Here is a 25,881-nt window from a genome sequence, read left to right on the forward strand (position 1 = left end):
CTTGCCTAGGTTCGTTGCACCTGTCGCAGCGAGTCCGGATATTACGCCGCCGAAGCCATTAGGCGGATAAAAAGAGTCTTTTGGTATTATTCGGTCACCGTGCGATAGCGGTGATAGTTACAAGGATTGGCCATCATCGACGACAATGTCCGATCCTGTCACTGACTTTGCCGCATCGGAAGAGAAGTAAAGCATCATCGAATCAAGCGACGACATATCCTGCAACCGCCGCCGATGGAAACTCGCAATCTTGCTTTTTCCACCTTCGGTCTGATACCAATCACCTTGGATTTCCGTATCAATATAGCCGGGATGGACGGTGTTGACATTCACCCCCTGTCGCACCCATTCGCGCGCCAGATTTCGACCGAGATGAGTTACACCGGCCTTACTGGCCGCATAGGCGCTATCGCTCTCCCCGGTCAGACGGGATGTAATAGATCCGATAATAGTTATCCGGCCATTTTCCTTTGCCCTGCTATCGTTGGCAATCAAGCGTTTGGCCCCTTCACGGGCAACCAGATAAACACCGACTAAATTCGTGCCGATCACATTTCGGATAGCTTCATGCGTAACATCAGTGGCGCGGCCAGTCACGCTGACACCGGCATTGGCTATGATTGTATCAACCACACCGAATTTTTCTTCCGCCATATCATAGGCCGCTATGACCGATGCTTCATCCGTAACGTCAAGCGGCACGGCCAATGCGCGGCCGCCAGCGTCGATGATCTTGCCTGCTAATTCCGCTGTGCGATCCGTTCGCCGCGCGCCCAGCACGACATTGGCCCCAGCCTCAGCAAATAATTCTGCAAAATGAGCGCCAAGACCTGATGATGCGCCAGCGATCAGTGCGGTCCGGCCCGCTAGTGAGAATGGAATGGCCATATTTTATCCTCTGAATTATACGATTATTATAATCGACTCTATACCATCAAGATGCGCTCAGCCAACCTCGCTTTATATAATTGGCCAAACAAAAAACAGAAAGAGGATAGCTGCGGTACCATGTCCCTGAACTAAAAAGGGCGCGCAGCCAATCTGACCGCACGCCCTTTTATGATAGGGTTATCAGAGAGATTTACGCAGCCGCAGTCAGTTTAATGTGCCGCCGCATATGATGGTCGACACTGCCAAATTCACCTTCGATGATCGACAGCCGCTTGAAATAGCTGCCGACGGCCAGCTCATCGGTCATACCCATGCCGCCATGAGTCTGGATCGCCGATTGGCCAATGAAGCGCGCCGATTGACCGATGCGTACTTTTGCCGCTGATATCGTGTGTTTCCGGGTCGCATCATCTTCGTCCAGTTTGATCGTCGCCAAATAGGACATGGAAACCGATTGCTCATATTCCATCAGCATATCAGCCATCCGGTGCTGAAGAACCTGAAAGCTTCCGATTGCCACGCCAAATTGCTTGCGCTGGCGTGAATAATCCAATGTCATCTCATTGGCGACCTTCATCACGCCGGTCGCTTCCGCGCACACGGCAGCGGTGGCTTCATCAACCACTTTTTCAATCAGCGGAAGGGCGTTATCGGCCTCACCAATCAAAGCATCGCCAGAAATTTTCACATTTTCAAAATAGACTTCCGAAGCGCGGCGACCATCCACCGTGCCATAGTCACGCAGGCTCAGGCCATCCGTGTCCTTGGCAACGATGAATATAGAAATACCGCCCTGATCCCGCTGATCACCAGAGGTTCGCGCAGTGACAACCAAATGGGTCGCCCAAGGCGCACCGATGACAACCGCTTTATGACCGTTGAGAATATAATCGCCGCCATCTTTTTTGGCCGTGGTCTGCAAATCCGCCAGATCATAGCGGCCGCGCGGTTCCGCATAAGCAAATGCGAAAACCATCTCGCCGGTAATGATCCCGCCAAGATATTCTTCTTTTTGCGCAGCATTGCCCGCGTGTTTCAAAAATCCGCCCGCACAGACAATGCTGGGAATAAACGGTTCAATCGCAAGGCCTTTACCAAATTCTTCCATGATCAGCATGGTTTCGGTCGCGCCGCCGCCAAAGCCGCCATCTTCTTCACTAAACGGAGCCGCGAGCATACCAAGCTCAGCCAGCTGTGCCCAAAGCTCTGGTCGCCAGCCTGCTTCGCTAGAGATTACTTCGCGCCGCGTGTCCCATTCATATTGTTCCCGAATAAGGCGCGAAATGCCGTCACGAACCATGTTCTGTTCGTCAGTAAAATTGAAATCCATTTTCTATCACTCCTGAGTCAGGTCTTTAAAGCCCGCTGAAATTATAAGCCCAAAATCATTTTGGTGATGATGTTGCGTTGGATCTCATTAGATCCGCCGTAAATTGACGTCTTGCGCATGTTGAAATAGGTCGCTGCGGCGTGATGCGCATAATCCGGACCAATCGGGAAATCGTTAGACCCGTCGTCGGGGAAGCTGTCGGCATCAGGCGTGCCGTATATACCAACTGCCTCAAGAGTTAGCTCAGTCAAACGCTGTTGAATCTCTGTACCCTTGACCTTCAGCAATGAACTTTCCGGTCCCGGGCCTTTACCGGCCTGTTCGCCAGCCAATGTCCGTAGCTCGGTAATTTCAAGCGCTGCAAGATCAATTTCCAGCTGGCTGACCTTGGTTGCGAAACCCATGTCCTGAATCAGCGGCTTACCGTCCAGCAATTCATGCTTGGCAATGTCCTTAAGCTTCTCGACACCGCGTTTCGACCGCGCCACACCGGCAATGCCGGACCGTTCATGCGCCAACAGGAATTTCGCGTAGGTCCAGCCTTTATTCTCTTCGCCAATCAGATTTTCCGCTGGCACCCGGACATCCGTCAGCCATACTTCATTGACCTCGTAACCGCCATCGATCAGCTTGATCGGACGCACCTCAATGCCTGGTGTTTTCATGTCGATCAGAATGAAGCTGATACCCTGTTGCGGCTTGGGTGCATCGGGATCGGTGCGACACAGGAAGAAGCCCCAATCGGCATGCTGTGCCAATGTTGTCCATGTCTTCTGGCCATTGATGATATAATCATCACCGTCCCGCACTGCCGTTGTTTTCAACGATGCGAGATCGGAACCGGCGCCTGGTTCTGAATAGCCCTGACACCACCAAACTTCTGCGCTCTTGATACCGGGCAGATGTTTGGCTTTCTGTTCCTCATTGCCGAAAGTGTAGATAACCGGGCCAACCATCGAGACGCCAAAGGGCAGCGGCATGACCGCATTCACACGGGCATTTTCCTCCCCCCAGATATAGCGCTGCGTCGCGGTCCAGCCGGTGCCGCCATATTGTTCCGGCCATGCGGGAACCGACCAGCCTTTTTCGCCCAGCACCTTGTGCCAAGCGACCATGTCTTCAGGGCTAAGCTCATCCTGAATCCCTTTGCCTTCGATATGCTTGGGATAATTATTCTCGATAAAATTGCGTATTTCGTCGCGAAACGCATTTTCCTCTGCAGTGAATTCCAGGTTCATGAGCGAGACTCCAATGATGAATTTGGCGCCAGCATAGGCAAAGAACCGCAGAAAACAAGCGTGTCTAAAGATCGGAACGAGTGACGCTACGGCATGCAAGGCCCCCATCGAAAATAAATCGGTGAGATTCCGCAATGGATTTAATCGACTCCTTAAATGCCGTCTGAAAATTTGTCCTTACGCCGTTTCCCGAAACGCATGCCGCGCTCAAGCTTCGCCCTCAGGGCGGTATAATAAGCTTCGAGAAATATCCGCTCATCGCCGCTACCCGGCTCCCATCCGATTTTGTTGCAGATCGAGCGGGTGACGGTTTCAAGCGCTTCGTCGGTTCCGGTTCGCAACACGCTCTCCAGCGTCTGCAATTCATATTCCCCATAGACCGACAGGTCGGCATCGGAAAATTCGTAGCGAGGCGCTGCTGGTCCGGTGACAAGATTGCCGGCTGCTTCAGCAGAAGGCGCGACAACACCGCCCAGATTCTTTTTCACATTCTGGATGACCCAAGTTCCCGCGATTAAATCCCCGCAACGCAGCCGGTCTTTGTTAAATAGCGGGAATAGCAAAAACATCAGCACCCATAAAAAGCCTGCCCAAGCGGTAAAATCGCTCATCGATCCATTTGCCTCGCCGGACGTGATGAAGACTAAGGGCAGGAATAGTTCGATATCACGAATGATATTGCGCGCAATCACCGCTTCGGCGGTTAGACGCCCGCCATCACGGGCCGCGACCCTGATACCAACCGCGCGTTTTCCCCAAGTGGCCGCGCGGTCCCCCAGCTCGAAATAAAGAAAATAGGCGTTACGAAAGAGGAAAACCGCAATAATCCAAAGCACCGCGACAAAGCCCAGTGGACCGCCTGCTTCCAAAGTCATTCCGTCACCAAATGCAGACTCTAAGCCCCATATTGCCATAAGCCCAAGCAAAGTTACGATGAAGATCAGACCCAAGATGATGATAATATCCAGCGTCAAGGCTCCGGCGCGCGCACCGGCCGTTGCCACTGTCACGTTGAGCGGGATACCTTCTGGCGATACCATAATGCGATCGAGCTTAGGATTGGAGGACCGCCTGATCCACGGGTCGGCTGCCCTGCTATTCATGACCCGATCTCCATCCGTTTGCGGCCAAAGACGAAGAAATAAACCAGCCAGAATATTAGCATGGAAGCGCCCACCAGATACCGTATGCCGGTATCGTTGATAAGCTGACGCGCGAAGCCTTCTAATAGGCCTGCACAGATGAGCATGATCACCACACCTGCCATCACAAGGGCTGCGCGCTTGCCCGCATCGCTGGCTGCGGTGAGATGGGATTTGTCACCGGGAAAGGCGATGGAGCGCCCGACATGAATGCCGGCTGCCCCGGCCAATAATATTGCGAATAATTCGGTCGTACCATGGATCGAAAGCCAGCCGACAAATTCAACCGTCAATCCGCGCTGGGCAAATACCCAGAGCATCGCGCCCATGAGCGCCATATTGTGAATGAGCAGCAATATGCTGGGTATCGCAAAGGCAAAGCCTAGCGCAAAAGCCAATATGGCAACCTGCGCGTTATTGCTGAACAAAAAGGCTGCGAATACACCAAGCCCGTTTTGTTTATCCGCCCCGAACAACGTCCCGCGCAGCGCCGCTTCACTCGCGCCCGGCACGCGTACGTCAGAGAAATTCCCGGGAACCAGCGCATAAAACCAATCACTGTCACCCGCAACCAGCAGATAGCCGATCAAGGTTCCGGCAATCATGACGGATAGCGCTATCCAGATATCCATTTTTATGTCGCGGATCGCACGGCTCCAACCACCTCCGAAAAACTCCTTGAGCCAGCGGCCAAGGCTGGTTTGGGTGCCGTAAACCAGAAAATAGGACCGCAGCGCCAAGCCTTCAAGATAGTCAATTAATCCCGCATCCAGCGAGCTTTCGCGCGCAATGGACAGGCTCGACAATAGGGTCCGGTACAAAGTGGGGAGCGCGAGAACATCCTCATCGCTTAACCGCTTGGCTTTGCCCTTTTCCATCTTGGTCACAATATCTTCGAGACGGATCCAATCAGCTTCCCGCTCCAAGCGAAAACGGTCACTTTTAAGCGCGGCCGTTTCGATAGTCTGCTCCGCGCCGGGTTCGATGATAGTATCAGCCATCAGATCGCTCCCCGCCGTTTGATTTTGAGATAGCTGTTAATCAGCTTCGTGCCGATATCTTTATGCGCGCCTTCGATCACATCAATACCCATATGCTGCAGGCGGGAAACGACCAATCGTTTCTGGTCGAGCAGACTTTGCGCGGTCACGCTGCGTGCCACATCTTCAGCACTTTCGGGTTGCTTGTCGATAAATTCGGACAGCTCTTCATCCTTCAGCACTACAAATAACACCAGATGCTTATCAATCAACCGCCCTGCTGCCTCCAGCATCAAATCTGCGCTGGTCGGATCAGTAAAGTCGGTAAAAATGATGATCAGCGACCGGCGCTTCAACCGCTGTGACAAGGCCGATAATGCCAATGTATAATTGCTTTCCTGATGCCGGTAATCAATCGTCGCGGCATCTTGCTGCAACCGGAAAAAATTACGGCTACCCGACAGGAAGGGCGTCGATAATTCCGGTTTGGCGGCGAAACTGAACAGGCTCGTCTTATCGCCAGATTTAAGGGTGATATAGGCTGTCAACAATGCCGCCGAAACAGCGCGGTCAATGCGCGGCAGTCCGTCAATCGGCTCACACATCGCCGACCCGCAATCCAGAGCGAACACAATCTGGTTATTCCGCTCGGTGTCATATTCCTTGGCGAGCAATTTGCTGTGCCGCGCAGACCCTTTCCAATCGATACTCCGCCGGTCCATGCCGGGTTGATATTCTGCCAGCGCTTCAAACTCGCTGCCCTCGCCGCGGAATTTGCGTGCCAGCAGGCCGAAAACGGAATCACGCATGAACATTTGTACAGTCGGGCTGCGCACCGCCGAGATATTCGGTATGATAGCAACAGACTGGTCACTTTTTGTGGAGGTTTGGCGCCACGCGAGACCCAACGGGCCCTTCCAGCGCAGCCAGAGCTTTCCAATATCCCCTTCTCCTCGCCGGTTCGGGGTTGTCGTTGCAGTGCCGCTATACATGCGTTCTTTGGATGCCGGGCGCATAAGCGTAAATTCCACGCGGCCATTGTCGGAAAGCCGGTCATCGACGCCCAAATTTCCGCTGACCATGCGCGGTGCCATCAGCCCGAAAAATTCCGCCTGCACACCGAGTTTCAGCGGCGCCCCGATTTCAGCCGACTTGGGCGCAGCCAATTGCACATTTCCTGCTTTGGCAGCGATCAAGCCATCAATGGTCAACAACAGCATCAACATCCCGGCCCACGCAATCCCCAATGCCCACAGGTTCGGCATCAGCGCCGCCAGCACAGCCGCAACCGGCGCGCCAATAGCGATTAACAGAACAGCACGGGCAGTCGGATAGATCAACGCGGCGCTTCCGTCCGTTCCACCAATGCTTCGATGATCGTATCGACGCGGCGACCTTCTATCTCTGCCGCAGGGGACAAGATGGTGCGGTGGCGCAGCACGGATGGGGCGAGTGCTTTGACATCATCCGGCAACACATAGTCCCGCCCCGATATCGCCGCCCGCGCACGCGCCGCAGTCGCCAGCATAATCGCGGCACGGGGACTCGCGCCATTTTCAAGGTCAGCAGTCTCGCGGGTCGCGCGGATCAGCCGAACGATATAATCTATCACATCATCCACCAGCTTCACCGACTGGACCGCCGTTGCGGCGGCAACAAGAGTCTTTTCGTCCACCTGTGGAGCAATGCCAAAATCGCCCGGTCCCGGTGCACCAATTCGCTCGCCATATTGCATGACGATTTTCTTTTCTTCCTCGACACTGGGATATTCGATCAACAGTTTGAACAGAAACCGGTCCAACTGCGCTTCCGGCAATGGGTAGACCCCTTGTTGTTCAATCGGGTTTTGCGTCGCAACCACCATAAATTGTGAAGAGAGCGCATGGGTCTCACCATCAATAGTCACGGCGCGTTCCTGCATTGCCTCCAACATCGCGGCCTGCGTTTTCGGCGGCGTACGGTTGATTTCATCGGCAAGCAACAGATCACAGAAAATCGGGCCACGGGTCAGAGTGAATGTGCTGGTCTGAAAATTGAAAAGATTGGAACCCACAATATCGCCGGGCATCAGATCAGGGGTAAATTGGATGCGCCCGAAATCAAGGCTGAGCGTCGCCGCAAAACATTGCGCGAGAAATGTCTTCGCGGTTCCCGGCGGCCCTTCGAGCAACACATGGCCAGAGGAAAATAGCGCGATCAGCAAATGGTCGATAATTTCTTCCTGCCCGATAATTGCCTTTGCGACTTCCCCGCGAATATTATCCGCCAGCGTTTTCAGTTCCCCGATATTCATCCTATAATTTCCTTTTTCCAATGATAGAGCGCCGCTGCATATTGAGCGGTTTCGCGAGAATTTTGGGCCTGATTAAGATTTGCGAGCAAGACGGAGAACCGGCTGCCGTCCACTTCGCCCAGCGCATCCAGCTTTGCGTTGACCGTCATCCGGTCTGCACCCGGTGACAGGCCTATGGCATGGATAGCCTCGGCTCGGATCATCTCTCCATAGGGAGCGGCGACAAGATGTTCGCGTTGCATCCGGTGGATAAAACCGGCGCTGTTATTGACCAGCGCAGTCTTGCCGAAATCAATGCTGCGCCGTTCGCGCGCAGGCGGCCCAAATCGGTTAAATGCCATCCATGCCGCCGCCATCGCAGCAATAATCAGGCAAATGGTGGCCGATAAAAACGGTGGCTGAAATGCAAGGGTCAGAAGATTTTCTGAGCTTCCGAGACCATTAAACGTCAGATCAAAAGTCACCACCTCGCCCGCGCCTATCCCCGTCGCTGCGATCAGGGCCAGTGCATGTTTGGCGGTCTGCTTATCCGCCATGCCCGTGTTATTCATCAAATCCGCATCAGCAACCAGCACGAGCGGATAACGGGACGCGTCAACATCCTCTTCATCGGTAATCCGCGATTCATCCAAGCTATCAAGCTGCGCATAAACCCCGCCGTCATCCAGATAGGCCACCAAAGCGCCGTCACCTTTTTGATTAGGAACGACCGTACGGATATAATCGCCCGTAATAGAGACCGGGCTTTCCGGTATTTTAACCGGCCCACCAACGGCGGACCTCGTTAGCGGCCGCGATTTCGGTTGCGCTTGGGTGGTTTTGTCCCCGGCAATTTCTACGTCCGCAATGTTCTTCAACATCGACTGGCCGGAATCGCCGCCCAATGTCTCTAAACGCTGGACCCATCCTTTTTTTATCCGAGGATCGGCAGCATCCATGACTTGCCATTTGGGCAAGATGATCATGGTTGGCCCGACATAGGCACGATCCTGCATAACCTGCGCCACATCTTCGGCATCGGCATAGGGGCCGGGCGTCAGGATCAACAATCCCCGATTATCAATACCGCCCGCTGTCCGTGAGTATTGAACGTCAATGCCGGTTTTACGCATGAGATCGGCCAGTGCCTTGTAACCGACGAGGCTATTGGAGGCACCGTGCGCCTGTCCATTTTTGCCAGATGCAAACCGGTCCCCTACCCCTAAGCCATAAAGTAGAGCAACAAAGGCGGCGAAACCGACCGCGAACATGATAATGATCGTCGTGCGCTTGAAGGGATTGGCCTGAACGCTCATTTCCGACCGGCTTTCGGTTTACGCCATGTCTCTGGGAGTGCGAATGCGCCATAAGCTTCGCGTGATGCCGTCCAGCCTTCTTCCCCAATAGGCGTGGTAGCAAAAATTCCACGCTCTACATGCCCGGCAATCACGGTAAACATCGCGCGCGCAGGCTCGGGCAAGCTATCAAACCGTTCAATCTCGCGCGCAGTATTGGACGGCCGTAAAAGGTCGGGGCGGCGTTTTTCGATATCTTCAATGCTGCGAAATAACAGTAGATGCGCTGCTTCCTCAAACTGCCCTTGACCTGCCAGCGCGTCCGCCTCCTCCAGCAATTGGCGTGCTTCGGCTTGGTCGGGCCGCCAAATATCTTCTTCCTGCTTAGGCTTGCGGCTGCGCCATTGCTGCCAATAGGGGGATAATATCACCCATAACAGCGTCAAGACGCCTGCCGCCAAAAGCACTAACAATATGATCCGGAGTACCGGCCATGCAGTTACGATCACCTCTGCCACAGGAGCGAGTGCATCGCTCAACCATTTCAAAAAATCCGTCCACCATTCCGGTGGAGCTTCCTTTGGTTCGGGAATGATATTGGTAAACTGGATATCGTCATCCGCACGCACATCTTTCCACGCGGCGTCAAAAGAAGCGTTCCCCTTATCATCCTGAACTATTGCGCCTTTTGCCACGGCCAAGATGTTGCAGAAACCACAGGCTGGGGCAAGTAGGAAGATGGATGGATTTGCAGACTTTACTCCCCCTTCCCGTTATGACAATCTGAACCTCATATAATTTGGGGGTAGAAATATGGCAGAGGCACCAGGCAAGCTCGATATTGGCCGGGTACTAACCAATACATTCGGGGTGATAAGCCGCAATCCAGTGGTGTTCCTTGGCCTGTCCTTGCTAATCGTCGGCCTGCCCAATGCAGCCATGCAATATATCCAGGGCAGTGCCACAACATTGGCAGGCGCCTTTGCCTCACCGGCCCTTATCATTACCGGATTGATCAGTTTTTTCGTTTTCATGTTCCTGTCCGTTGTCCTGCAAGCGACGTTGATCGTCGCGACTTTGACTGATTTGGGCAACGACGAGATTAATCTGGGAGATTGCGTCAAGCAGGCGGTCCGCAAATTTCTGCCTCTAATCGGGCTTGGCATCGTCTTTGGTTTGGGCATCGTACTGGGGTTTATGTTTTTCTTCATTCCCGGCGTCATTCTCTATCTCATGTGGATTATTGCTGCGCCCGTTATGATGGCCGAGGATAAAGGGATCATGGAGTCCTTGAAACGCAGCGCAGAATTGACCCGCGGCTCTAAAGGCATGATCTTTTTATTGATGATCATCTTTGTTATTATCGCCTCCATCATCGGCGGGATCGGGGGCGCACTCAGCTTATTCAGCGTTACGGCATCCGTCCTCGTCGCCACAATCGTGAATACCATCACCGGTGCGCTTCAAGGGGCGGGTATCGCAGCCATTTATGTCGACCTGCGGACGGCGAAAGAAGGCACGGATAGCAGCTTATTGGCCGATGTTTTCGCCTAAAACTATTTGAGTTGTTATTTTAAAGGGACGATTGATGAGAGCATATTTTCGCGCATCCGCGCTGGCTACCGTTATTACATTAAGTGCTTGCGGGTCTGATCCGACGCCAGAGCCCGTCGAACAGATCGTCGTCCGCGAGCCTAATGCGACCGATGAAAAGGTCGGGGAAGTCCAGGATGCCGCACCAAGCAATGCATCAGCGGATTTGATTGCGTCCGGAAAAACGGCCTTTAACACCTGCGCCGTCTGCCATACGGTAGAGAAAGGGGCCGGCAACCGTATTGGCCCCAACCTCAATCGTGTGATCGGCCGCACCGCTGGCAGCGTTACGGGCTTCTCTTATTCCGGCGCTATGAAATCCTCCGGCATCACTTGGACCAAAGCAGAGATTAGCAGCTTCCTGACAAATCCCGCCGCCAAGGTTTCCGGAACAACCATGATGATTGGCCCCATTGCTGACGCGGCAAAACGTGAAGCCATTATTGCGTATATTGAGAATGCATCAGCCAATTAAGCAAACCTCTGATTCAATCCGCGAATAGCTCCGCTGCACCACGCAGTTGGATATCATTCCGTGCGGCTAATTGCTCTTGAAACCAATATTTATGCAACGCGCCGAAGAGGATGAGCACCCGTTTTTCCTGACCCTTTACCTCATCCAATGCAGTGCCGATTTTCTGAAAATGGGCCATGTTGATATTCTGCCAGCTACCCGGACCAAGATCATTACCGAACAGCTTGTCATAAGCCTCCTGCCGCGCTTTCACAATACTATCATAGGCCGCGCTATGGATGAACACAGGATCTGCAGAACGGCCGCCGACCGCCTTATTATAGGCCGCGATTGCGGCCTGATACGCCGCCAAGTCTTTCGTTCGTGCGGAATCTTTTTCTAGCTGCGCCAAGGCTGCGCGCCGGTCATCCGCAATTTTCTGCGTCCACGCCGCAACCGGAACTATTGCAAAACCCAATTCCTGTCGCAGCGGAAATACGACATCGGTGAGCTCTGGAAAATCATCGGCCCTAGTTTCCCGTACTTCTCTAAATTGCTCATAATTTGCGGATGCCGTGGCGAAACGTTCGGGCGGCAGTTCGATCATGATAATATCAGGATTAAATCTAACGATTGCGGCCTTCAAAATCGACAGAGAATAGCCATCACTGCGGCGATGCTGTCCATGAATTGCACCGATGACCGTGACAATATTAATGCCCGGCGCAGGCTTTTCCTCGGTCGCGGGCGCGGTGCAAGCACATAGGAACACCAATAGGATTAGCGATAAAAGGCGTGCCAGATTCATTTCGTATCGAGCCGTTTGCCTAGCTTGACGAAAAACACGATCAGAAACGGCACCAGCACAAAGGATAACACCACTTTGGCAGTCCCCTGCCCGACCAGCAATTCGCCAATGGGGCGCTCGCCGTAAAAGGCGATGGTGATAAAAATAAGCGTATCCACTACCTGCGACAGCGCGCTGGCAATGGATGCTCGTAGCGCGATCAAGCCGCCCTTCATCGCCGTCAGTCGAGAAAATATATAGACATTCAGAAATTGCGAGACGCCATAAGCGATAATACCCGCAAACATCAGCCGTGACCCCTGTGACAAAATAATCGGGAAGGCCTCTTTGGCGGGTTCATACATGCCCGGATCAGTCGGCAATTCCAGCACAATGCGAATTAGGATAATCGCGGTAATAAGCGGGATAAAACCGAAACGTACGAGCCGGTTGGCAACTTCCCGGCCATGTAATTCAGCCACCGAGCTGGACAATACGACCAGCAAAAGAAACGGGAAAATTCCAGCTTCTACAGCCAATGGTCCCAACGCTACCTGTTTCGAACCCAATATTCCGGCGATACAGGTCATGCCGCCATAAAGGACAGCAAAAACAAAAAGGGAGCGCGGTATGAGACTATTATTCGGAGTTTCTGTCATGTTGATGGCCTAGCGTGGTCTTTATGGAAAAAATAGTAGCAAAACCCGGTAGGAAAAAAGGAAACGTGACTCTCTACCATTTTGCTCTAGGGAGGAAATAAGAGGGTTTTTGGCTTGATTCTGCTAAACTCATTGAAGCAAATGTCGGTACAAAGGGGAATTTGTGCAAAGACTAGCGGTTTATTGCGGTTCAAGTGCCGGGGGTGACCCTGCTTTTGCCGAGACAGCAAAAATTTTGGGCCAGATCATGGTCGAACGCGGCATTGATCTCGTCTTTGGCGGTGGACGATTGGGCTTGATGGGGATTATTGCCGATTCCGTGCTGGCGGGCGGCGGTAAAGTCTATGGTGTCATTCCCGAAATGCTGAGAGACCATGAGGTCGCACATACCGGCTTGACCGAGCTCCATATCGTGACCTCTATGCACGAGCGCAAAGCAAAAATGACCGAACTCACCGATGGTTTTATCGCTATACCGGGCGGCATTGGCACTTTGGACGAGCTATTTGAAGCATGGACCTGGAAAGCGCTGGGCTATCACGGCAAGCCGATCGGGCTGCTAAATGTAAACGGCTATTGGGATTCCCTCACCACATTTCTCGATAATGTTGCGGGACAAGGTTTTATGTCCGCAGCGCGGCGCGAACAGTTGATTTTAAGCGACGATATCAATGATATACTCGACCAATTGACCGCTGCTTATACCGGATTCGACGGCGAAGTGACGTGGTAGCTATGATAGAAGGGCAGCGCGTATGACGTCCATCCTTACCAGCTTGGCTGGCATGGCCGTCATCCTTCTTCTTGCATTCGCGCTATCGACTGGTCGGCGTAATATCCGACTTCGCGTGGTCGGTGCCGCTTTCGCGCTACAGGCCAGCATTGCCGTGCTGGTATTATATGTCCCCGCCGGAAAAAATATCATACAGGCCATGTCCACGGGTGTTTCCAATCTTTTGGGCTATGCGGCTGATGGAACCAATTTCATATTCGGACCGCTGGCCAGCCCGGAAATGGGCGGAACCAGCTTTGCTATTGCTGCGCTGCCCGTAATTATCTTTTTCTCTGCGCTCATCTCAATCCTCTATTACCTGGGTGTCATGCAATTCATCATCAAATGGGTTGGCGGCGGAATCCAGAAAGTAACCGGCATATCCAAAGTGGAATCCTTATGCGCCGCTGCGAATATCTTCGTCGGCCAATCGGAATCGCCATTGGTTATCCGGCCCTATTTAGCGAACCTCACGGAATCGCAACTATTTACAGTAATGAGCGTTGGCATGGCCGGTGTAGCCGGAACAATATTGGCCGCTTATGCTTCCATGGGTATCCGTATCGACTATCTGCTGGCAGCCGCTTTCATGTCGGCTCCCGGCGGCATATTAATGGCAAAAATCATCATGCCGGATGATCCCGATGCCACAGCGCCCGAAGAATTGGTCGTTGCGGTTGATTTTGAGGAAGAAAAGCCAGCCAATATCATCATGGCCGCATCCATGGGCGCGCAGACGGGCGTAAAAATTGCAGTGGCTGTTGGCGCGATGGTTTTGGCATTTGTAGCCTTGGTGGCTTTAGCTAACGGAATATTGGGCGGTGTTGGCGGATGGTTTGGTCAACCCGACCTGAGCTTCCAGCAACTTATCGGCTATGTATTCGCCCCGATCATGTTTCTATTGGGTGTGCCGTGGGACGAAGCATTTGCCGCTGGCGGCCTGTTCGGCACCAAAGTGGTTTTGAATGAATTTGTCGCCTTTAACGATCTAGGCGACATGGGAGATGCATTGTCCCCGATTACCATTGCGATCGTGACCTTTGCTCTGTGCGGTTTTGCCAATTTCCTGTCCATCGCCATTCAACTGGCCGTCACTGGCGGACTGGCCCCCAACCAGCGGCCCGTCATTGCACGTCTTGGCCTCAGAGCATTGGCGGCAGGTTCGCTCGCCAATCTGATGAGCGCGGCATTGGCTGGCTTATTATTATCCATCGGTTGAACCGATAGATTGACAAACCCGTTTAGCGGAGCATCATAGCGTCATGTCTATCCCCTATGACACATTATCATCCATCTCGCTCGCTCTAGCCGATAAGGACAAAGATGCGTTTGCTGCTCGGGTCGGTCAGTCGTTTTCCGACTGGGGTTTTGCGGTTATCTCGGACCACGGCATATCGGATAGCCTAATCGAAAAAGCGGAACAAATGTCCCGCGCCTTTTTCGCATTGCCCGAAGATGTGAAGCGCAAATATCATATTCCCGGCGGCGGCGGAGCGCGGGGCTATACGCCTTTCGGGACGGAAGCTGCGAAGGATTCCAACATTTCCGATCTGAAGGAATTTTGGCATATCGGCCGGGAGTTGCCGAGCGGCCATGATTTTGAACGGATTATGAGCGCGAATATCTGGCCCGAGGAAGTGGACGGCTTTCGCGATTGCTATCTGAAACTCTTCGCCGCCTTTGACACAGCGGGTCAGCGCATATTGGAAGCAATTGCGCGCTTTCTGGAATTAGAATCAGGATTTTTTGACGACACCGTGCGCGATGGGAACAGCATCTTGCGCCTGATCCATTATCCACCCGTGCCAGAAAATTCGCCCGCTGTGCGCGCCGCCGCGCATGAAGATATAAATGCGATTACCTTGCTCATCGGTGCCGAAGAGGCCGGACTCGAACTGCTCGACAAAAAGGGCAATTGGCGGCCCGTCACGCCAAAACCGGGTGAGCTTGCCGTCAATATTGGGGACATGTTGCAACGGCTGACCAATGGTCGTCTGCCATCGACGACTCACCGCGTTGTCAATCCTGCACCGGAACGGCGGGTGCATTCCCGCTATTCCATGCCGTTTTTCCTGCATTTCCGGCCCGATTATCTAATTGAAACATTGCCGCAATGTATCGATGCGGATCATCCCAATCTCTATCCGAACCCGATCACCGCCGATGACTATCTGATGGAACGCTTGCGCGAAATTGGGTTGGCATGAGCCCCAAAATCGTTGGCATTTGCGGTGGAAGCTGTTCCGGTAAAACAACGCTAACCCATCACATCTATAAAGCATTGGGCCCGGGTATATGTGTTGTACTGCCGCAGGATGATTATTTCTTTGGCCTTGGCGATGCGCCGCAAGGCAAAGGCGGTCCCAATTTCGATCATCCCGATGCGGTTGATTTTGATACAATGTGTACGCAGTTGGAGCTTTTGAAAAAGGGCCAGTCTATCGAACGGCCACTCTATAATTTCGCCACCCATATGCCCAAAGCGGAAACGGAGCTGACCGAACCGCGCCCGATCATATTGGTAGACGGCATTTTAATTCTGCATCATGAACCCCTGCGCCACCTTTTTGATTTGTCGATCTTCGTGAAATGTGAGAGCCAGAAACGATTTGAGCGGCGATTGGAACGTGATGTTCGTGAACGTGGCAGAACGGCCGAATCCGTTCGAAGGATATTCGCAGATCAAGTTAACCCGATGCACAATAAATTTGTCGAGCCATCGAAGATATATGCAGATATAATCATAGAAAATGGTAGCTCTGACGCAGCGCACTTATATAATATCGAACCGATACTCGCCGCGCTGCGTGAGATATAGGCCGCAAGTTATGATCATGGCAGCGCAATAATCAAATAGCTTGACTTCATATCGATTGCCTCTATGTTGCATCGCAGCAAAGGCAGACACTGTCTGGCGAAAGTTCTGCGTGAGAGATGCAAACCCATCTCGAACCTATCGCCTTCATTGCTTCTCATTTTTCCGGCAGCCTGATCACGCGGGTCGTCTTAACCGACGGCGAACGCGCACATGAGTTATTCTCGTGCTGCGCCCACTGGCTGCTTATATTAAGGTATTATTTTTGACTAATTTTTCTGATTTCGCTCTTGCGGAACCTATCCAAAAACGCGTGGCCGAAGGCGGCTACACCACCCCCTCTCCCATTCAGCAGCAGGCGATTCCGCCAGCGCTCGAAGGCAAAGACATTTTGGGTATTGCCCAAACCGGCACCGGCAAGACCGCTGCTTTCTCGCTGCCATCTCTCCATCACCTGCTGACCGACAAGCGCAAGGCCGGCCGTTATGAATGCCGGATGCTGGTGCTTGCACCAACACGCGAACTCGCACGACAAATTGCCGACAGCATGACCGGCTATTCTAAAGGCCTTGGCATGTTCATTACCTCTGCTTTTGGCGGCGTTCCGATTAACCGGCAAAAACGCATATTGGAGCGCGGTGTCGATGTGCTGGTGGCAACACCGGGCCGTCTGCTTGATCTGGTGGACCAACGCTGCCTCAATCTGAGCAAGGTCGAGATATTGGTTCTCGACGAAGCCGACCAGATGCTGGACCTTGGCTTTATCGTTCCGCTGAAGAAGATCGTGCCCTTGCTGCCAAAACAGCGCCAGAGCCTGTTCTTCTCGGCCACGATGCCCAAGACGATTTCCCAACTCGCCGATCAGTTCCTGACCAATCCGGTTCAGGTGTCGGTTGCCCCGCAATCGACCACTGCCGAACGGGTTGACCAACGCGTTACCTTTATCAATCAGGATGACAAACAGCGCCTGTTAAAAGATTTTGTGAACAAGGAAAATCCGGATCACATGCTGGTCTTTACCCAGACCAAACATGGTGCGGACAAGGTCGTCAAAAACCTGATGGCAGTTGGCATTCATAGTGCAGCCATTCATGGTAATAAGAGCCAACCACAGCGCGAACGCGCTTTGGGTGACTTTAAAAAGGGCAAGATCAACATTCTCGTCGCCACTGATATTGCGGCACGCGGGATTGATGTTGATGGCATCACCCATGTCATCAATTTCGATATGCCCAATGTGTCTGAACAATATGTTCACCGTATCGGCCGGACGGCGCGTGCCGGCGCTTCGGGCATTTCCTACTCACTCGTTGCACCGGATGAACGCCAGTTCCTCCGCGATGTTGTCAAGCTAACCGGTGTAAAACCGGATGTGATTGCGCTACCGGAAGGCTATGACGAGCCTATGCGCGAAGAAGTACCTTCCCGTATCTATGGCCAGAAGCCTAAGAAATTCGGTGCAACACCAACACGTAGCGGCCCATCGAAAAATAAGCATAGCTCCCGCAAAGGCCGTCCTAGCGGCGGTGGTGGCGGAAGCGGTCGCGGTGGACCGGGTTCCAATGCCGGTGCCAGCTCCGATGGTCCCAAGCACTGGAACAACGGCGCGAAATCATTCAAGCGCCGTCAAACACGCAAAGCCGACGCTTAATCGGTCAGCCTGATCGGGCATCGGCCCACTTCACTAAAACGCAAAACGCGGCGACATCATATTCGCCGCGTTTTGTCGTTTTAGGCACTTAAGTTTACGCGCGGTTTTTCGGGAGAACGCTCGTCTTTGCCTGGTATCAGAGCTTCATCTGCTGCTTCATAGTCTTCTCAGTCGTCGCGCCATAGGGTGGAAGAAAGCCAGCAATTTTCGCAATATTGACTTTAGGTTGGCGATAAACTGCCTTTGCATGGCTGAACTCTTTGAAGCCATCCGGGCCGGTATAGGCGCCCATGCCCGAAGGACCAACGCCGCCGAACGGCAGATCATGTTGAGCAATGTGGAAAATCACATCGTTAACCGTAACCCCGCCTGAAATAGTGCGATCGAGAATCTTGCGCTTGTCGGCTTCGGTTTCCCCAAAATAATACAATCCAAGCGGGCGATCATGATCATTTACGTAATCGACCACTTCATCAAGATTGCGATAGCTTTTAACCGGCAGAACAGGGCCGAAAATTTCCTCCTGCATCACCCGCATATCGTCATTGACGTTCTGTAAAACCGTCAGCGGCATTTTATTGCTGTTAGTGTTCGAGAAATCTTCGTCGCCCGGATTCACCACCGTCTGTTTTGCGCCCTTGGCAACTGCATCGTCGATCAAGCCCTGCAGGCGCTCTTTATGCCGTCCATTAATCACAGAGGTATAATCATCATTCGAGATCATCGTCGGATATTGTTCCGCAACGCTGGCAGCAATACCTTCGACAACGGCATCTTCTTTATCCGCCGGAACCAAAAGATAATCCGGCGCAAGGCAGATTTGGCCGGCATTCATCATTTTACCCATGGCGATACGCTGTGTCGCCTTTTGAATATCAGCGTCCGGTCCGATGATCGTTGGCGACTTGCCCCCTAGTTCGAGGGTCACAGGTGTCAAATTTTTGGCTGCCGCTGCCATGACATGCTTGGCAATCCCGCCGCCGCCGGTAAACAGCAGATGATCCCAAGGGATTTCAGAGAAAGCCTTACCGGTTTCCGGACCGCCGGTGATGACCGTCATCTCTTCTGGAGCAAAATATTTGGCAACCAGTTGCTTCACTAATTCGCCGGTTTCCGGACAGTATTCAGAAAATTTGATAATCACCCGGTTACCAGCCCCAAAAGCGCCGATGGCCGGGTCAAAGGCAAGGTTTATCGGGAAGTTCCAAGGCGCAATAACGCCAACAACCCCTTTGGGTTGATATTCCACGGCTCCACTGGCCCCCAACAGACCCAATGGAAAATCCATTTTGCGCTTTTCGGGACGCATCCATTTTCTCAAATTCTTTTTGTGATCCTTGGCATGACCAACGACCGACATTAAATCGGTCATAACGGTTTGCACGCTGCTGCGATGGCCGAAATCATTCGATACCGCCTCGCAAAGCGCATCCTTATTATCGATAATCATCTGCGCCGTCCGGTTAATCCGGTCCATTCGGGATTCATAACTGACGGGCAGTTCCGCATGAAAAGCATCGCGTTGCGCCTGAAACGCAGCCATGATTTCGTCTTTGCTTACTTCGCCAGCAACTGCTTCCAATGCTTCCATGGTTCGTCTCCTGCAAAGCGCTTTATTGCGCTTATGGTTTTAGTTTCAATTGACTACTTAAACCATATTTTTGCAGTTTGTCGAGGTGGAACGGCTTATTCGGAAGCACCTTCAATAGCGCCTGCCAGCGCCAAGGTCTCTTTGGCCTGTTCGAGATGCAATAACTCGGTCAACTTACCATTGATACTAATAGCGCCTTTGCCCGCGTTTTCCGGATCGCTGAACGCCGCGATAATGGCCTTTGCCTCTGCGATTTTATTGTCATCAGGCGCAAATTCGCGGTTTGCAATATCAATCTGCGCCGGATGGATAAGAGACTTTCCGTCAAATCCAAAAGCTTTGGCTTGCTGGCATTCCTGCGCCAGTCCTGCCGGATCGTTAAAGTCATTATAAACGCTGTCGAGCGCAATCAGGCCATGCGCCCGTGCAGCCATAATCGTTTGGGCCATTGCTGGCAGAAAAATCGCGCGAGAAGCGTCCGGTTCGGCCCGCATCTCTTTGGCCAGATCATTAAACCCCAATATGAAGCCCGACAGACGTGTCGAATGCGCCATTCCCGCGATTTCTGCGATATTCAGTATTGCGAGGGGCATTTCAATCATGGCCCATAGTTTCATGGGGCCGCCGCTATTTTCGCGATCCATAATGGCGTTAATCTCGATAATATCAGCAGCACTGCAGACTTTCGGGACCAATATGGCATCGGCCTTACTAGCACAAACGCTCTTCATATCCTGCGCGAACCAGGGCGTATCCACAGCATTCACCCGAATGACCATCTCACGGGCTCCATAATCACCCAGCGCCAGTGCCTCACACGCCTGATCTCTGGCGCTATCCTTAAATTCAGGAGCAACTGCATCTTCGAGATCAAGGATGATCGTATCTGCGGCCAGCGTTTTAGCCTTTTCCAAAGCCCGCGCGTTAGACGCCGGCATATAGAGAGAGGACCGGCGAGGACGGGAGTTTGTGTTGGTCATAATGGGCAAGTATCACCTCGATATTGGTTAGGAAAGCATGAAATTCGCCATTTCTATACGCTTTGTTAACCATCAAAGCAGTAAGGCATTCTTAAGGTTTTGACTTTGCAAAGGAGAATAACTTTGAACGACAGTCCTGCGGATCGGAATCGTCCAGCTCTATCTGTTGTCGTGCCTTGCTATAACGAAGAAGGCAGCATCGATACGCTGCTCGAACGCCTCTACCAAGTTTGTGAACATGAAGTCTCGCAGGACTTTGAGATTGTACTTATCAATGACGGATCAAGTGACCGGACTTGGTCAACCATCACTGAAGCGGCGCAACAAAATTCGTCAGTGGTGGGTGTTAACCTATCAAGAAACTGCGGCCATCAATTGGCACTTTCCGCAGGCCTAGAAATATGCCGTGGGGAACAGATTTTTATTCTAGATGCAGATCTACAGGATCCACCAGAACTACTGACCGAGATGCGTAGAATGCTGTCGGAAGGTCACGATGTGGCCTATGGAACACGCGTTCAACGTGCGGGAGAGACATGGTTTAAACGGAGAACCGCGTCGATTTTTTATCGCGTCCTAGACAAATTATCTGATGTTAAGATTCCTCGCGATACAGGAGACTTTCGTCTCATCACACGCCGCGTACTTGATCAACTGGTTGCTATGCCAGAACGATACCGCTTTGTTCGCGGGATGATCAGTTGGATTGGTTTTAGTCAAATCGCAGTCCCTTATAATCGTGACGAGAGGTTCGCGGGAGAAACCCATTATCCACTTCGGAAAATGGTTGGTTTTGCCCTTGATGCAGTTACCAGTTTTTCGACAATTCCTTTGCGGCTGGCTTCGCATTTGGGGTTTGTTTGTTCGTTTGCGGCCCTGGGACTCTTTGCATGGGTCGCTATCAACTATTTGATAGGCAATACAATTGCGGGCTGGACCAGCTTGGCTTCAATTGTCCTACTGATAGGTGGAGTGCAGCTTTTAGTTCTTGGTATTTTTGGAGAATATCTCGGCCGGATGTACATGGAGACCAAGCAGCGGCCATTATACATAATAGATCAAGTCTATAGGCGAGATGTGGCAGAAAACACCGTCCATCAATACCAAAAAAATATAAGGAAATCCGTCAATGGCTGAAGCTGAATTTGATGCAGTTGTTGCCGACTATCGCCGGCAGCATGCTCAATCGGTTAGTTTTGCGGGAGATGATCTGGATTATTTCGCGAGCTACAAGATAGATGAATTAGCAAAAATTTCTCATACCGGAAAACTCAGCCCTCTTTCGATTTTGGATTTTGGTGCCGGGATCGGTAATTCTCTCAAACCACTTCGCAAAGCGTTCCCAGATACTGCAATAAAATGCTTGGATGTTTCCGCAGAATCCCTGAAACTTTGTAAATATCAGAACGTCACAAACATGAGCACCCATGTTTATGATGGCCAACATTTGCCCTTTTCCGACAACTCGCTGGACCTTGCGTTTACCGCATGTGTATTTCATCATATTCCAGAGCAGAATCATATCCAGCTTCTGTCCGAAATTCGCAGATGCTTAACTCCCGGTGGCCGGTTCGTTTTGTTTGAGCATAATCCTTATAATCCATTGACCCGTCTGGCGGTAAAAAGGTGTCCGTTTGATGAACACGCCGTTTTAATCAGCGAGCCGGAGATGAAGCGTCGTTTGAAGGCCGCTGGATTTAAAAATATTAAAGGTCAATACCACATTTTCTTCCCGCAACAATTGGCTATTTTTCGTCCATTGGAAGCGTTCTTGCGATGGCTACCTCTAGGGGGGCAGTATCTGCTTGATGCGCAGCCATGAAATCGGCTGCGTTAACATTACTCTCAAAACAACCTGTGGTTCGCTTTGCCCTGACGGGTATGTTTAATACCATATTTGGCTATTCCATAATCCTATTTTTTCTATGGTGGAGCGTAGGGGACTATACCTCAAACGCCGTGGGATATGCTGCCGGGTTAAGCTTTTCATACATCCTCAATCGACGTTGGTCATTCAGTGTACAAACAAGAAGTAACCCATCTGAACTGTTCAAATTCATTGCATCATTTTTGATTAGCTATCTGGTCAATATAATTATTCTAATGATGAGCCAAAAAATGGGGTTTGTGAATAATCCATTCGTCCACTTGATCGCGATGCTGGCCTATTCGATAACATTCTACTTACTTTCGCGATATGTGATTTTTCCCTTCGCAGATGCCGAACCAAAAAATAGTGACTTTCCCCATATAAAAAGTGAGCTACTGCGCCTTGCGTCCCGCTTTCGAAACGAGCTGGCTACAATCATATTTGCTTTAATGCTTTTGCCTTTTCTCATCAACATTCCATTAACACATGATGTTTCCTGGCAGTTTTGGATAGCTCGACAGATTAATGGAGGAACTCCATTATACAGTCATATTATGGAGATAAATCCACCACTTTGGTTTTGGATGGGCGCGGTATTGGATATGGTCGGCGAGGCCATATCTGCTCAGCCACATACTCTTTACGTTATATTCATTATCGCTTCAGCAGTTTTCTCGGTCACGGCCTTTATAAGGCTAGCCGATCTGCCAGATCGAAATAGTGAATTAATTAGTTCAATATTTCTACTTATACTAATGTTGCTAGCCCCAATTTATAACTTCGGGCAGCGCGAGCAATTGGCCGCGATTTTCTCGTTGCCCTATATTGCGCTGATCGCACAAAGGTCACGTCAGAATGACGTTTCGCAGTGGTTTTCTTTAGCAGTTGGGCTTTTTGCTGCCGTCGGCTTTGCTATGAAACACTATTTTGTTCTAGTCCCTGTTGGCTTAGAGCTTTGGCTACTGTTTGAGCTTCGGAAAAATTGGAGGCCTGTTCGTTGGGAAACGAGCGCTATGGCTGTTTGCGCTGTAGCTTATATAACTTCTATATTCGTGTTTACTCCAGATTTTCTAACGAAAATTGTCCCCTTGGTTAACACCGCGTATGAAGGTTACGAACACCCATTTCTTGCACAAGTTCTTCGAGAAGAAGTGATTATATGGGTTTGTATTTTATACTTCATCGCTTGGACAAAATTTCGTCAACCAAAGCTTCCAAAACTACCTCTAATGAGAGCTCTAATCACAGCATCATTGGGTTTTATAGTTGCATATTTTGCACAACAGAAGGGCTGGCAATATCATACCATCCCAGCAACAGTTGGCCTTTCAATCGCTCTGTTTATTTGTTTGGCGAATCAGCCCCGCTTAACAGAGGGAACGATCTTCCGGAAATTCGCTCATCAGCCATTTGCATCCTTTGTTGCAATCTCCTATATTTTAGTCGGCTTGATCTATGGTCCTTATGAGAATGATCGTAACGGAATAGAAAAATACTATTCGCGTTTATCCGCTGGAGATTCGGTAATGATCGTGACAGCCGATCCCCGCCTTGTATTTCCGCATGTAGAACAGCACCATGTCAAATGGGTTTCACGGCATTTTGCACATTGGATGTTATCCGCGATAGCTAAGGCAGAAAATGCCGGAGCATCAAATAAGCAACTCGATCAAGTCGGCTTTGAAATCCGGCAGCAATTGGTGGAAGACATATCCTGCCATTCTCCAAAATATATTTTTATCAATGTTCGACAAACTCAATACGGAATTTCTCCAGACATGTTTCGAATGACTGATTTTTTTAAGCGAAATGCTAAATTCGAGGAAATATTGTCCAGCCACTATCATCTATCTTTAAGAGACCAAAATTTCGAAATTTATGAAGCAGTTTCTAAGGTTGAACAACAACCTGCAACAACTTGCTATTCTATAATATAAGAAACCTTCTACAAGTTTTCATAACATGTCTGTGGCAGGCGCGTTTTTTATATACTACAATAGCTCACTCATTAACTATCGATACCAAAAATCTTAAAATCAAGCTAAACCAACCATTGTTCATTGACGGTTAGGATTAGCTTCGGCACAGGGCTAATATGCAATGGATCGACATAAAAATTTGGCTGGAAAGCTCCAGTGGGCTGGATCGCGATGCGCTCCACATATATAGCGCATTGGCTATTCAGCTTTCATTTTCCTTGTTTTTTCGCAGAGCACTTGGAAGCCCTTGGCCATGGATTGCTGTGCTTGTCGCGGAACTGGCCAATGAATATGTTGATCTACAACATGGTGGCTCCAGTGAAGCGGCTATCGCCATCGGGCGAGCTGCGTCTTATCATGATATGTGGAATACTATGATTATGCCGACAGTTCTTATGGTCATAGCACGGTTCTGGCCGAGATGGATGACCGGAAAGGTCCTAAATGCAAAGACGGTGGATGTAAGTGCCGGGCCTGATGCCAAACTGCATCCCAAAACAGTAAATTAGTCGCCTTTTTGTAATTCGGTCACGATTTTTTTGACGTTTTGCGATTGGCCCCTTGGCATTATCATGACCTTATTTCCGCTAGCGACGATAATTAGATCATGAACACCAAATGCCGCGATTTCAAATCCATCGGCATGAATCAGATTATCTTTGGCATTAATCGCTAATACCTTTCCGGAAGTGACATTGGATTGATCATCCTCCGTACTAATTTCAAACAGAGAGTCCCAGCTACCGACATCTGACCAACCCGGATCAATCGGTGTTACAGCGACCTTTTCCGCCTTTTCCATCACAGCATAGTCGATCGAATCTGACGGAGCGCAAGCAAATGCTGCTTCCTGTGGAATGATTTGATGTCCTTCTTTATGGCCGTGATTCATGGCAGATTTTGCCGCTTCCAGCATTTCTGGCGCGTGCTCGCCCAAAGCCTGCAAATAGTTATCCGCCCTAAACAAGAAAATACCGGCATTCCAATGATATCCACCATCATCCAGCATTTTCTCGGCATTTTCTCGATTGGGCTTTTCCACAAAGCGTTTTGCAGAAAAGCTGTTCACGCTGCCAACAATCGGACTGCCTTGCTGTATGTAACCATATCCGGTTTCCGGTCCATTCGGCGCAATGCCAAAAGTTACCAACCATCGCGCTCTTGCTAATGGGATCGAATCTCGGACAGCATTTTGAAATTCTGGTACATTTTTAATGACATGATCGCTGGGCATTACCAGCATCAACGCTTGCGGGTCCGCACAGGCCAAAGCAGCCAATGCTATTGCCGGCGCAGTATTTCTCGCACATGGTTCCAATATATGGGCCGCAGCGCGTGTTCCTATCTCATCCATTTGTTCCTCGGTAAGAGCCGCATGTCTAGCGCTGCCGACGATGATCGGAAGTTCAAACAGATCACTGCTCTGACATCTTTCTAATGTCATCTGGAACATGCTGAGCGGGCCTGTAAGGTTCAGAAATTGCTTGGGCCGCTCATCGGTTGATACAGGCCACAAACGCGTTCCAGAGCCACCCGACAGAATCACAGGGGTAATGAGGTTATTGCCACTCATATTTTTTGC

Annotated in this window: 25 protein-coding genes; 11 read left to right on the top strand and 14 right to left on the bottom strand. The window is 51.0% G+C overall.

Annotated elements, in window-relative coordinates:
• Positions 1–117: 117 nt before the first annotated feature.
• The 9 genes from V7676_RS13545 to V7676_RS13585 form a co-directional block, all read right to left on the bottom strand.
• Positions 118–888 carry an SDR family NAD(P)-dependent oxidoreductase gene (locus V7676_RS13545; protein ID WP_335660233.1) on the bottom strand — a complete coding sequence of 257 codons (771 nt, stop codon included), beginning with the start codon at positions 886–888 and terminating at the stop codon, positions 118–120.
• A gap of 193 nt (positions 889–1,081) precedes the next feature.
• Positions 1,082–2,221: an acyl-CoA dehydrogenase family protein gene (locus V7676_RS13550; RefSeq protein ID WP_335660234.1), complete on the bottom strand. Its 1,140-nt coding sequence runs from the start codon at positions 2,219–2,221 to the stop codon at positions 1,082–1,084.
• 41 nt (positions 2,222–2,262) lie between these two features.
• Complete coding sequence (locus tag V7676_RS13555) at positions 2,263–3,459, bottom strand: acyl-CoA dehydrogenase family protein (RefSeq protein WP_335660235.1); 1,197 nt, start codon at positions 3,457–3,459, stop codon at positions 2,263–2,265.
• A 152-nt stretch (positions 3,460–3,611) separates the two neighbouring features.
• Positions 3,612–4,562, bottom strand: coding sequence for an RDD family protein (locus V7676_RS13560; RefSeq protein ID WP_335660236.1), 951 nt, complete (start codon positions 4,560–4,562; stop codon positions 3,612–3,614).
• Positions 4,559–5,602 (bottom strand): stage II sporulation protein M, encoded by a 1,044-nt coding sequence (locus tag V7676_RS13565; RefSeq protein WP_335660237.1) that lies wholly within the window; start codon positions 5,600–5,602, stop codon positions 4,559–4,561. The genes V7676_RS13560 and V7676_RS13565 overlap by 4 nt, the downstream gene beginning before the upstream one ends.
• Positions 5,602–6,921 carry a DUF58 domain-containing protein gene (locus V7676_RS13570; RefSeq protein ID WP_335660238.1) on the bottom strand — a complete coding sequence of 440 codons (1,320 nt, stop codon included), beginning with the start codon at positions 6,919–6,921 and terminating at the stop codon, positions 5,602–5,604. Before V7676_RS13570 ends, V7676_RS13565 begins: the two co-directional genes overlap by 1 nt.
• Positions 6,918–7,874 (bottom strand): AAA family ATPase, encoded by a 957-nt coding sequence (locus tag V7676_RS13575; protein WP_335660239.1) that lies wholly within the window; start codon positions 7,872–7,874, stop codon positions 6,918–6,920. Before V7676_RS13575 ends, V7676_RS13570 begins: the two co-directional genes overlap by 4 nt.
• Positions 7,871–9,169 (bottom strand): DUF4350 domain-containing protein, encoded by a 1,299-nt coding sequence (locus tag V7676_RS13580; protein ID WP_335660240.1) that lies wholly within the window; start codon positions 9,167–9,169, stop codon positions 7,871–7,873. The genes V7676_RS13575 and V7676_RS13580 overlap by 4 nt, the downstream gene beginning before the upstream one ends.
• Entirely contained in the window at positions 9,166–9,843 is a 678-nt protein-coding gene (locus V7676_RS13585) for a hypothetical protein (RefSeq protein ID WP_335660241.1), read from the bottom strand. Before V7676_RS13585 ends, V7676_RS13580 begins: the two co-directional genes overlap by 4 nt.
• A gap of 118 nt (positions 9,844–9,961) precedes the next feature.
• Here V7676_RS13585 and V7676_RS13590 point away from each other — a divergent pair, with 118 nt between their 5' ends.
• Both V7676_RS13590 and V7676_RS13595 read left to right on the top strand, forming a co-directional pair.
• A complete protein-coding gene (locus V7676_RS13590) occupies positions 9,962–10,702 on the top strand; it encodes a hypothetical protein (RefSeq protein ID WP_335660242.1) in 741 nt (246 codons plus the stop codon).
• Between the two features lie 34 nt (positions 10,703–10,736).
• A complete protein-coding gene (locus V7676_RS13595; protein WP_335660243.1) occupies positions 10,737–11,216 on the top strand; it encodes a c-type cytochrome in 480 nt (159 codons plus the stop codon).
• Positions 11,217–11,229: 13 nt separating this feature from the next.
• Here the strand turns inward: V7676_RS13595 and V7676_RS13600 are convergent, their stop codons facing one another.
• Positions 11,230–12,003, bottom strand: coding sequence for a hypothetical protein (locus V7676_RS13600; protein WP_335660244.1), 774 nt, complete (start codon positions 12,001–12,003; stop codon positions 11,230–11,232).
• Entirely contained in the window at positions 12,000–12,641 is a 642-nt protein-coding gene (locus tag V7676_RS13605) for a queuosine precursor transporter (protein WP_335660245.1), read from the bottom strand. The genes V7676_RS13600 and V7676_RS13605 overlap by 4 nt, the downstream gene beginning before the upstream one ends.
• Before the next feature lie 163 nt (positions 12,642–12,804).
• Here V7676_RS13605 and V7676_RS13610 point away from each other — a divergent pair, with 163 nt between their 5' ends.
• From V7676_RS13610 to V7676_RS13630, 5 genes are all read left to right on the top strand, one after another.
• On the top strand, positions 12,805–13,374 hold the full coding sequence (locus tag V7676_RS13610; protein ID WP_335660246.1) for a TIGR00730 family Rossman fold protein: 570 nt from the start codon (positions 12,805–12,807) through the stop codon (positions 13,372–13,374).
• Between the two features lie 22 nt (positions 13,375–13,396).
• Positions 13,397–14,632 carry a NupC/NupG family nucleoside CNT transporter gene (locus V7676_RS13615; protein ID WP_335660247.1) on the top strand — a complete coding sequence of 412 codons (1,236 nt, stop codon included), beginning with the start codon at positions 13,397–13,399 and terminating at the stop codon, positions 14,630–14,632.
• A gap of 43 nt (positions 14,633–14,675) precedes the next feature.
• Positions 14,676–15,620 carry an isopenicillin N synthase family dioxygenase gene (locus V7676_RS13620; RefSeq protein WP_335660248.1) on the top strand — a complete coding sequence of 315 codons (945 nt, stop codon included), beginning with the start codon at positions 14,676–14,678 and terminating at the stop codon, positions 15,618–15,620.
• Complete coding sequence (gene udk, locus V7676_RS13625; protein ID WP_335660249.1) at positions 15,617–16,231, top strand: uridine kinase; 615 nt, start codon at positions 15,617–15,619, stop codon at positions 16,229–16,231. The genes V7676_RS13620 and udk overlap by 4 nt, the downstream gene beginning before the upstream one ends.
• 262 nt (positions 16,232–16,493) lie before the next feature.
• Positions 16,494–17,879, top strand: coding sequence for a DEAD/DEAH box helicase (locus tag V7676_RS13630; RefSeq protein ID WP_335660250.1), 1,386 nt, complete (start codon positions 16,494–16,496; stop codon positions 17,877–17,879).
• Positions 17,880–18,015: 136 nt separating this feature from the next.
• Here V7676_RS13630 and V7676_RS13635 read toward each other — a convergent pair whose 3' ends face one another.
• Together V7676_RS13635 and V7676_RS13640 are read right to left on the bottom strand one after the other, a co-directional pair.
• Complete coding sequence (locus V7676_RS13635) at positions 18,016–19,470, bottom strand: coniferyl aldehyde dehydrogenase (protein ID WP_335660251.1); 1,455 nt, start codon at positions 19,468–19,470, stop codon at positions 18,016–18,018.
• Between the two features lie 95 nt (positions 19,471–19,565).
• Positions 19,566–20,450, bottom strand: coding sequence for an HpcH/HpaI aldolase/citrate lyase family protein (locus tag V7676_RS13640; protein WP_335660252.1), 885 nt, complete (start codon positions 20,448–20,450; stop codon positions 19,566–19,568).
• Positions 20,451–20,573: 123 nt separating this feature from the next.
• Between V7676_RS13640 and V7676_RS13645 the strand changes: the two genes are divergently transcribed.
• The 4 genes from V7676_RS13645 (at position 20,574) to V7676_RS13660 (ending at position 24,808) form a co-directional block, all read left to right on the top strand.
• Entirely contained in the window at positions 20,574–21,587 is a 1,014-nt protein-coding gene (locus V7676_RS13645) for a glycosyltransferase family 2 protein (RefSeq protein ID WP_335660253.1), read from the top strand.
• Complete coding sequence (locus tag V7676_RS13650; protein ID WP_335660254.1) at positions 21,580–22,272, top strand: class I SAM-dependent methyltransferase; 693 nt, start codon at positions 21,580–21,582, stop codon at positions 22,270–22,272. Before V7676_RS13645 ends, V7676_RS13650 begins: the two co-directional genes overlap by 8 nt.
• Positions 22,269–24,257: a GtrA family protein gene (locus tag V7676_RS13655; RefSeq protein ID WP_335660255.1), complete on the top strand. Its 1,989-nt coding sequence runs from the start codon at positions 22,269–22,271 to the stop codon at positions 24,255–24,257. Before V7676_RS13650 ends, V7676_RS13655 begins: the two co-directional genes overlap by 4 nt.
• Positions 24,258–24,415: 158 nt before the next feature.
• Positions 24,416–24,808 carry a hypothetical protein gene (locus V7676_RS13660; RefSeq protein WP_335660256.1) on the top strand — a complete coding sequence of 131 codons (393 nt, stop codon included), beginning with the start codon at positions 24,416–24,418 and terminating at the stop codon, positions 24,806–24,808.
• On the opposite strand, the gene V7676_RS13665 is transcribed toward V7676_RS13660, so the two are convergent.
• Positions 24,805–25,872 (bottom strand): mannose-1-phosphate guanylyltransferase/mannose-6-phosphate isomerase, encoded by a 1,068-nt coding sequence (locus tag V7676_RS13665; protein ID WP_335660257.1) that lies wholly within the window; start codon positions 25,870–25,872, stop codon positions 24,805–24,807. The two genes, V7676_RS13660 and V7676_RS13665, sit on opposite strands and share 4 nt — an antisense overlap.
• Positions 25,873–25,881 lie beyond the last annotated feature (9 nt).

The sequence above is a fragment of the Parasphingorhabdus sp. genome (assembly GCF_036963805.1).
Lineage (GTDB): Bacteria > Pseudomonadota > Alphaproteobacteria > Sphingomonadales > Sphingomonadaceae > Parasphingorhabdus.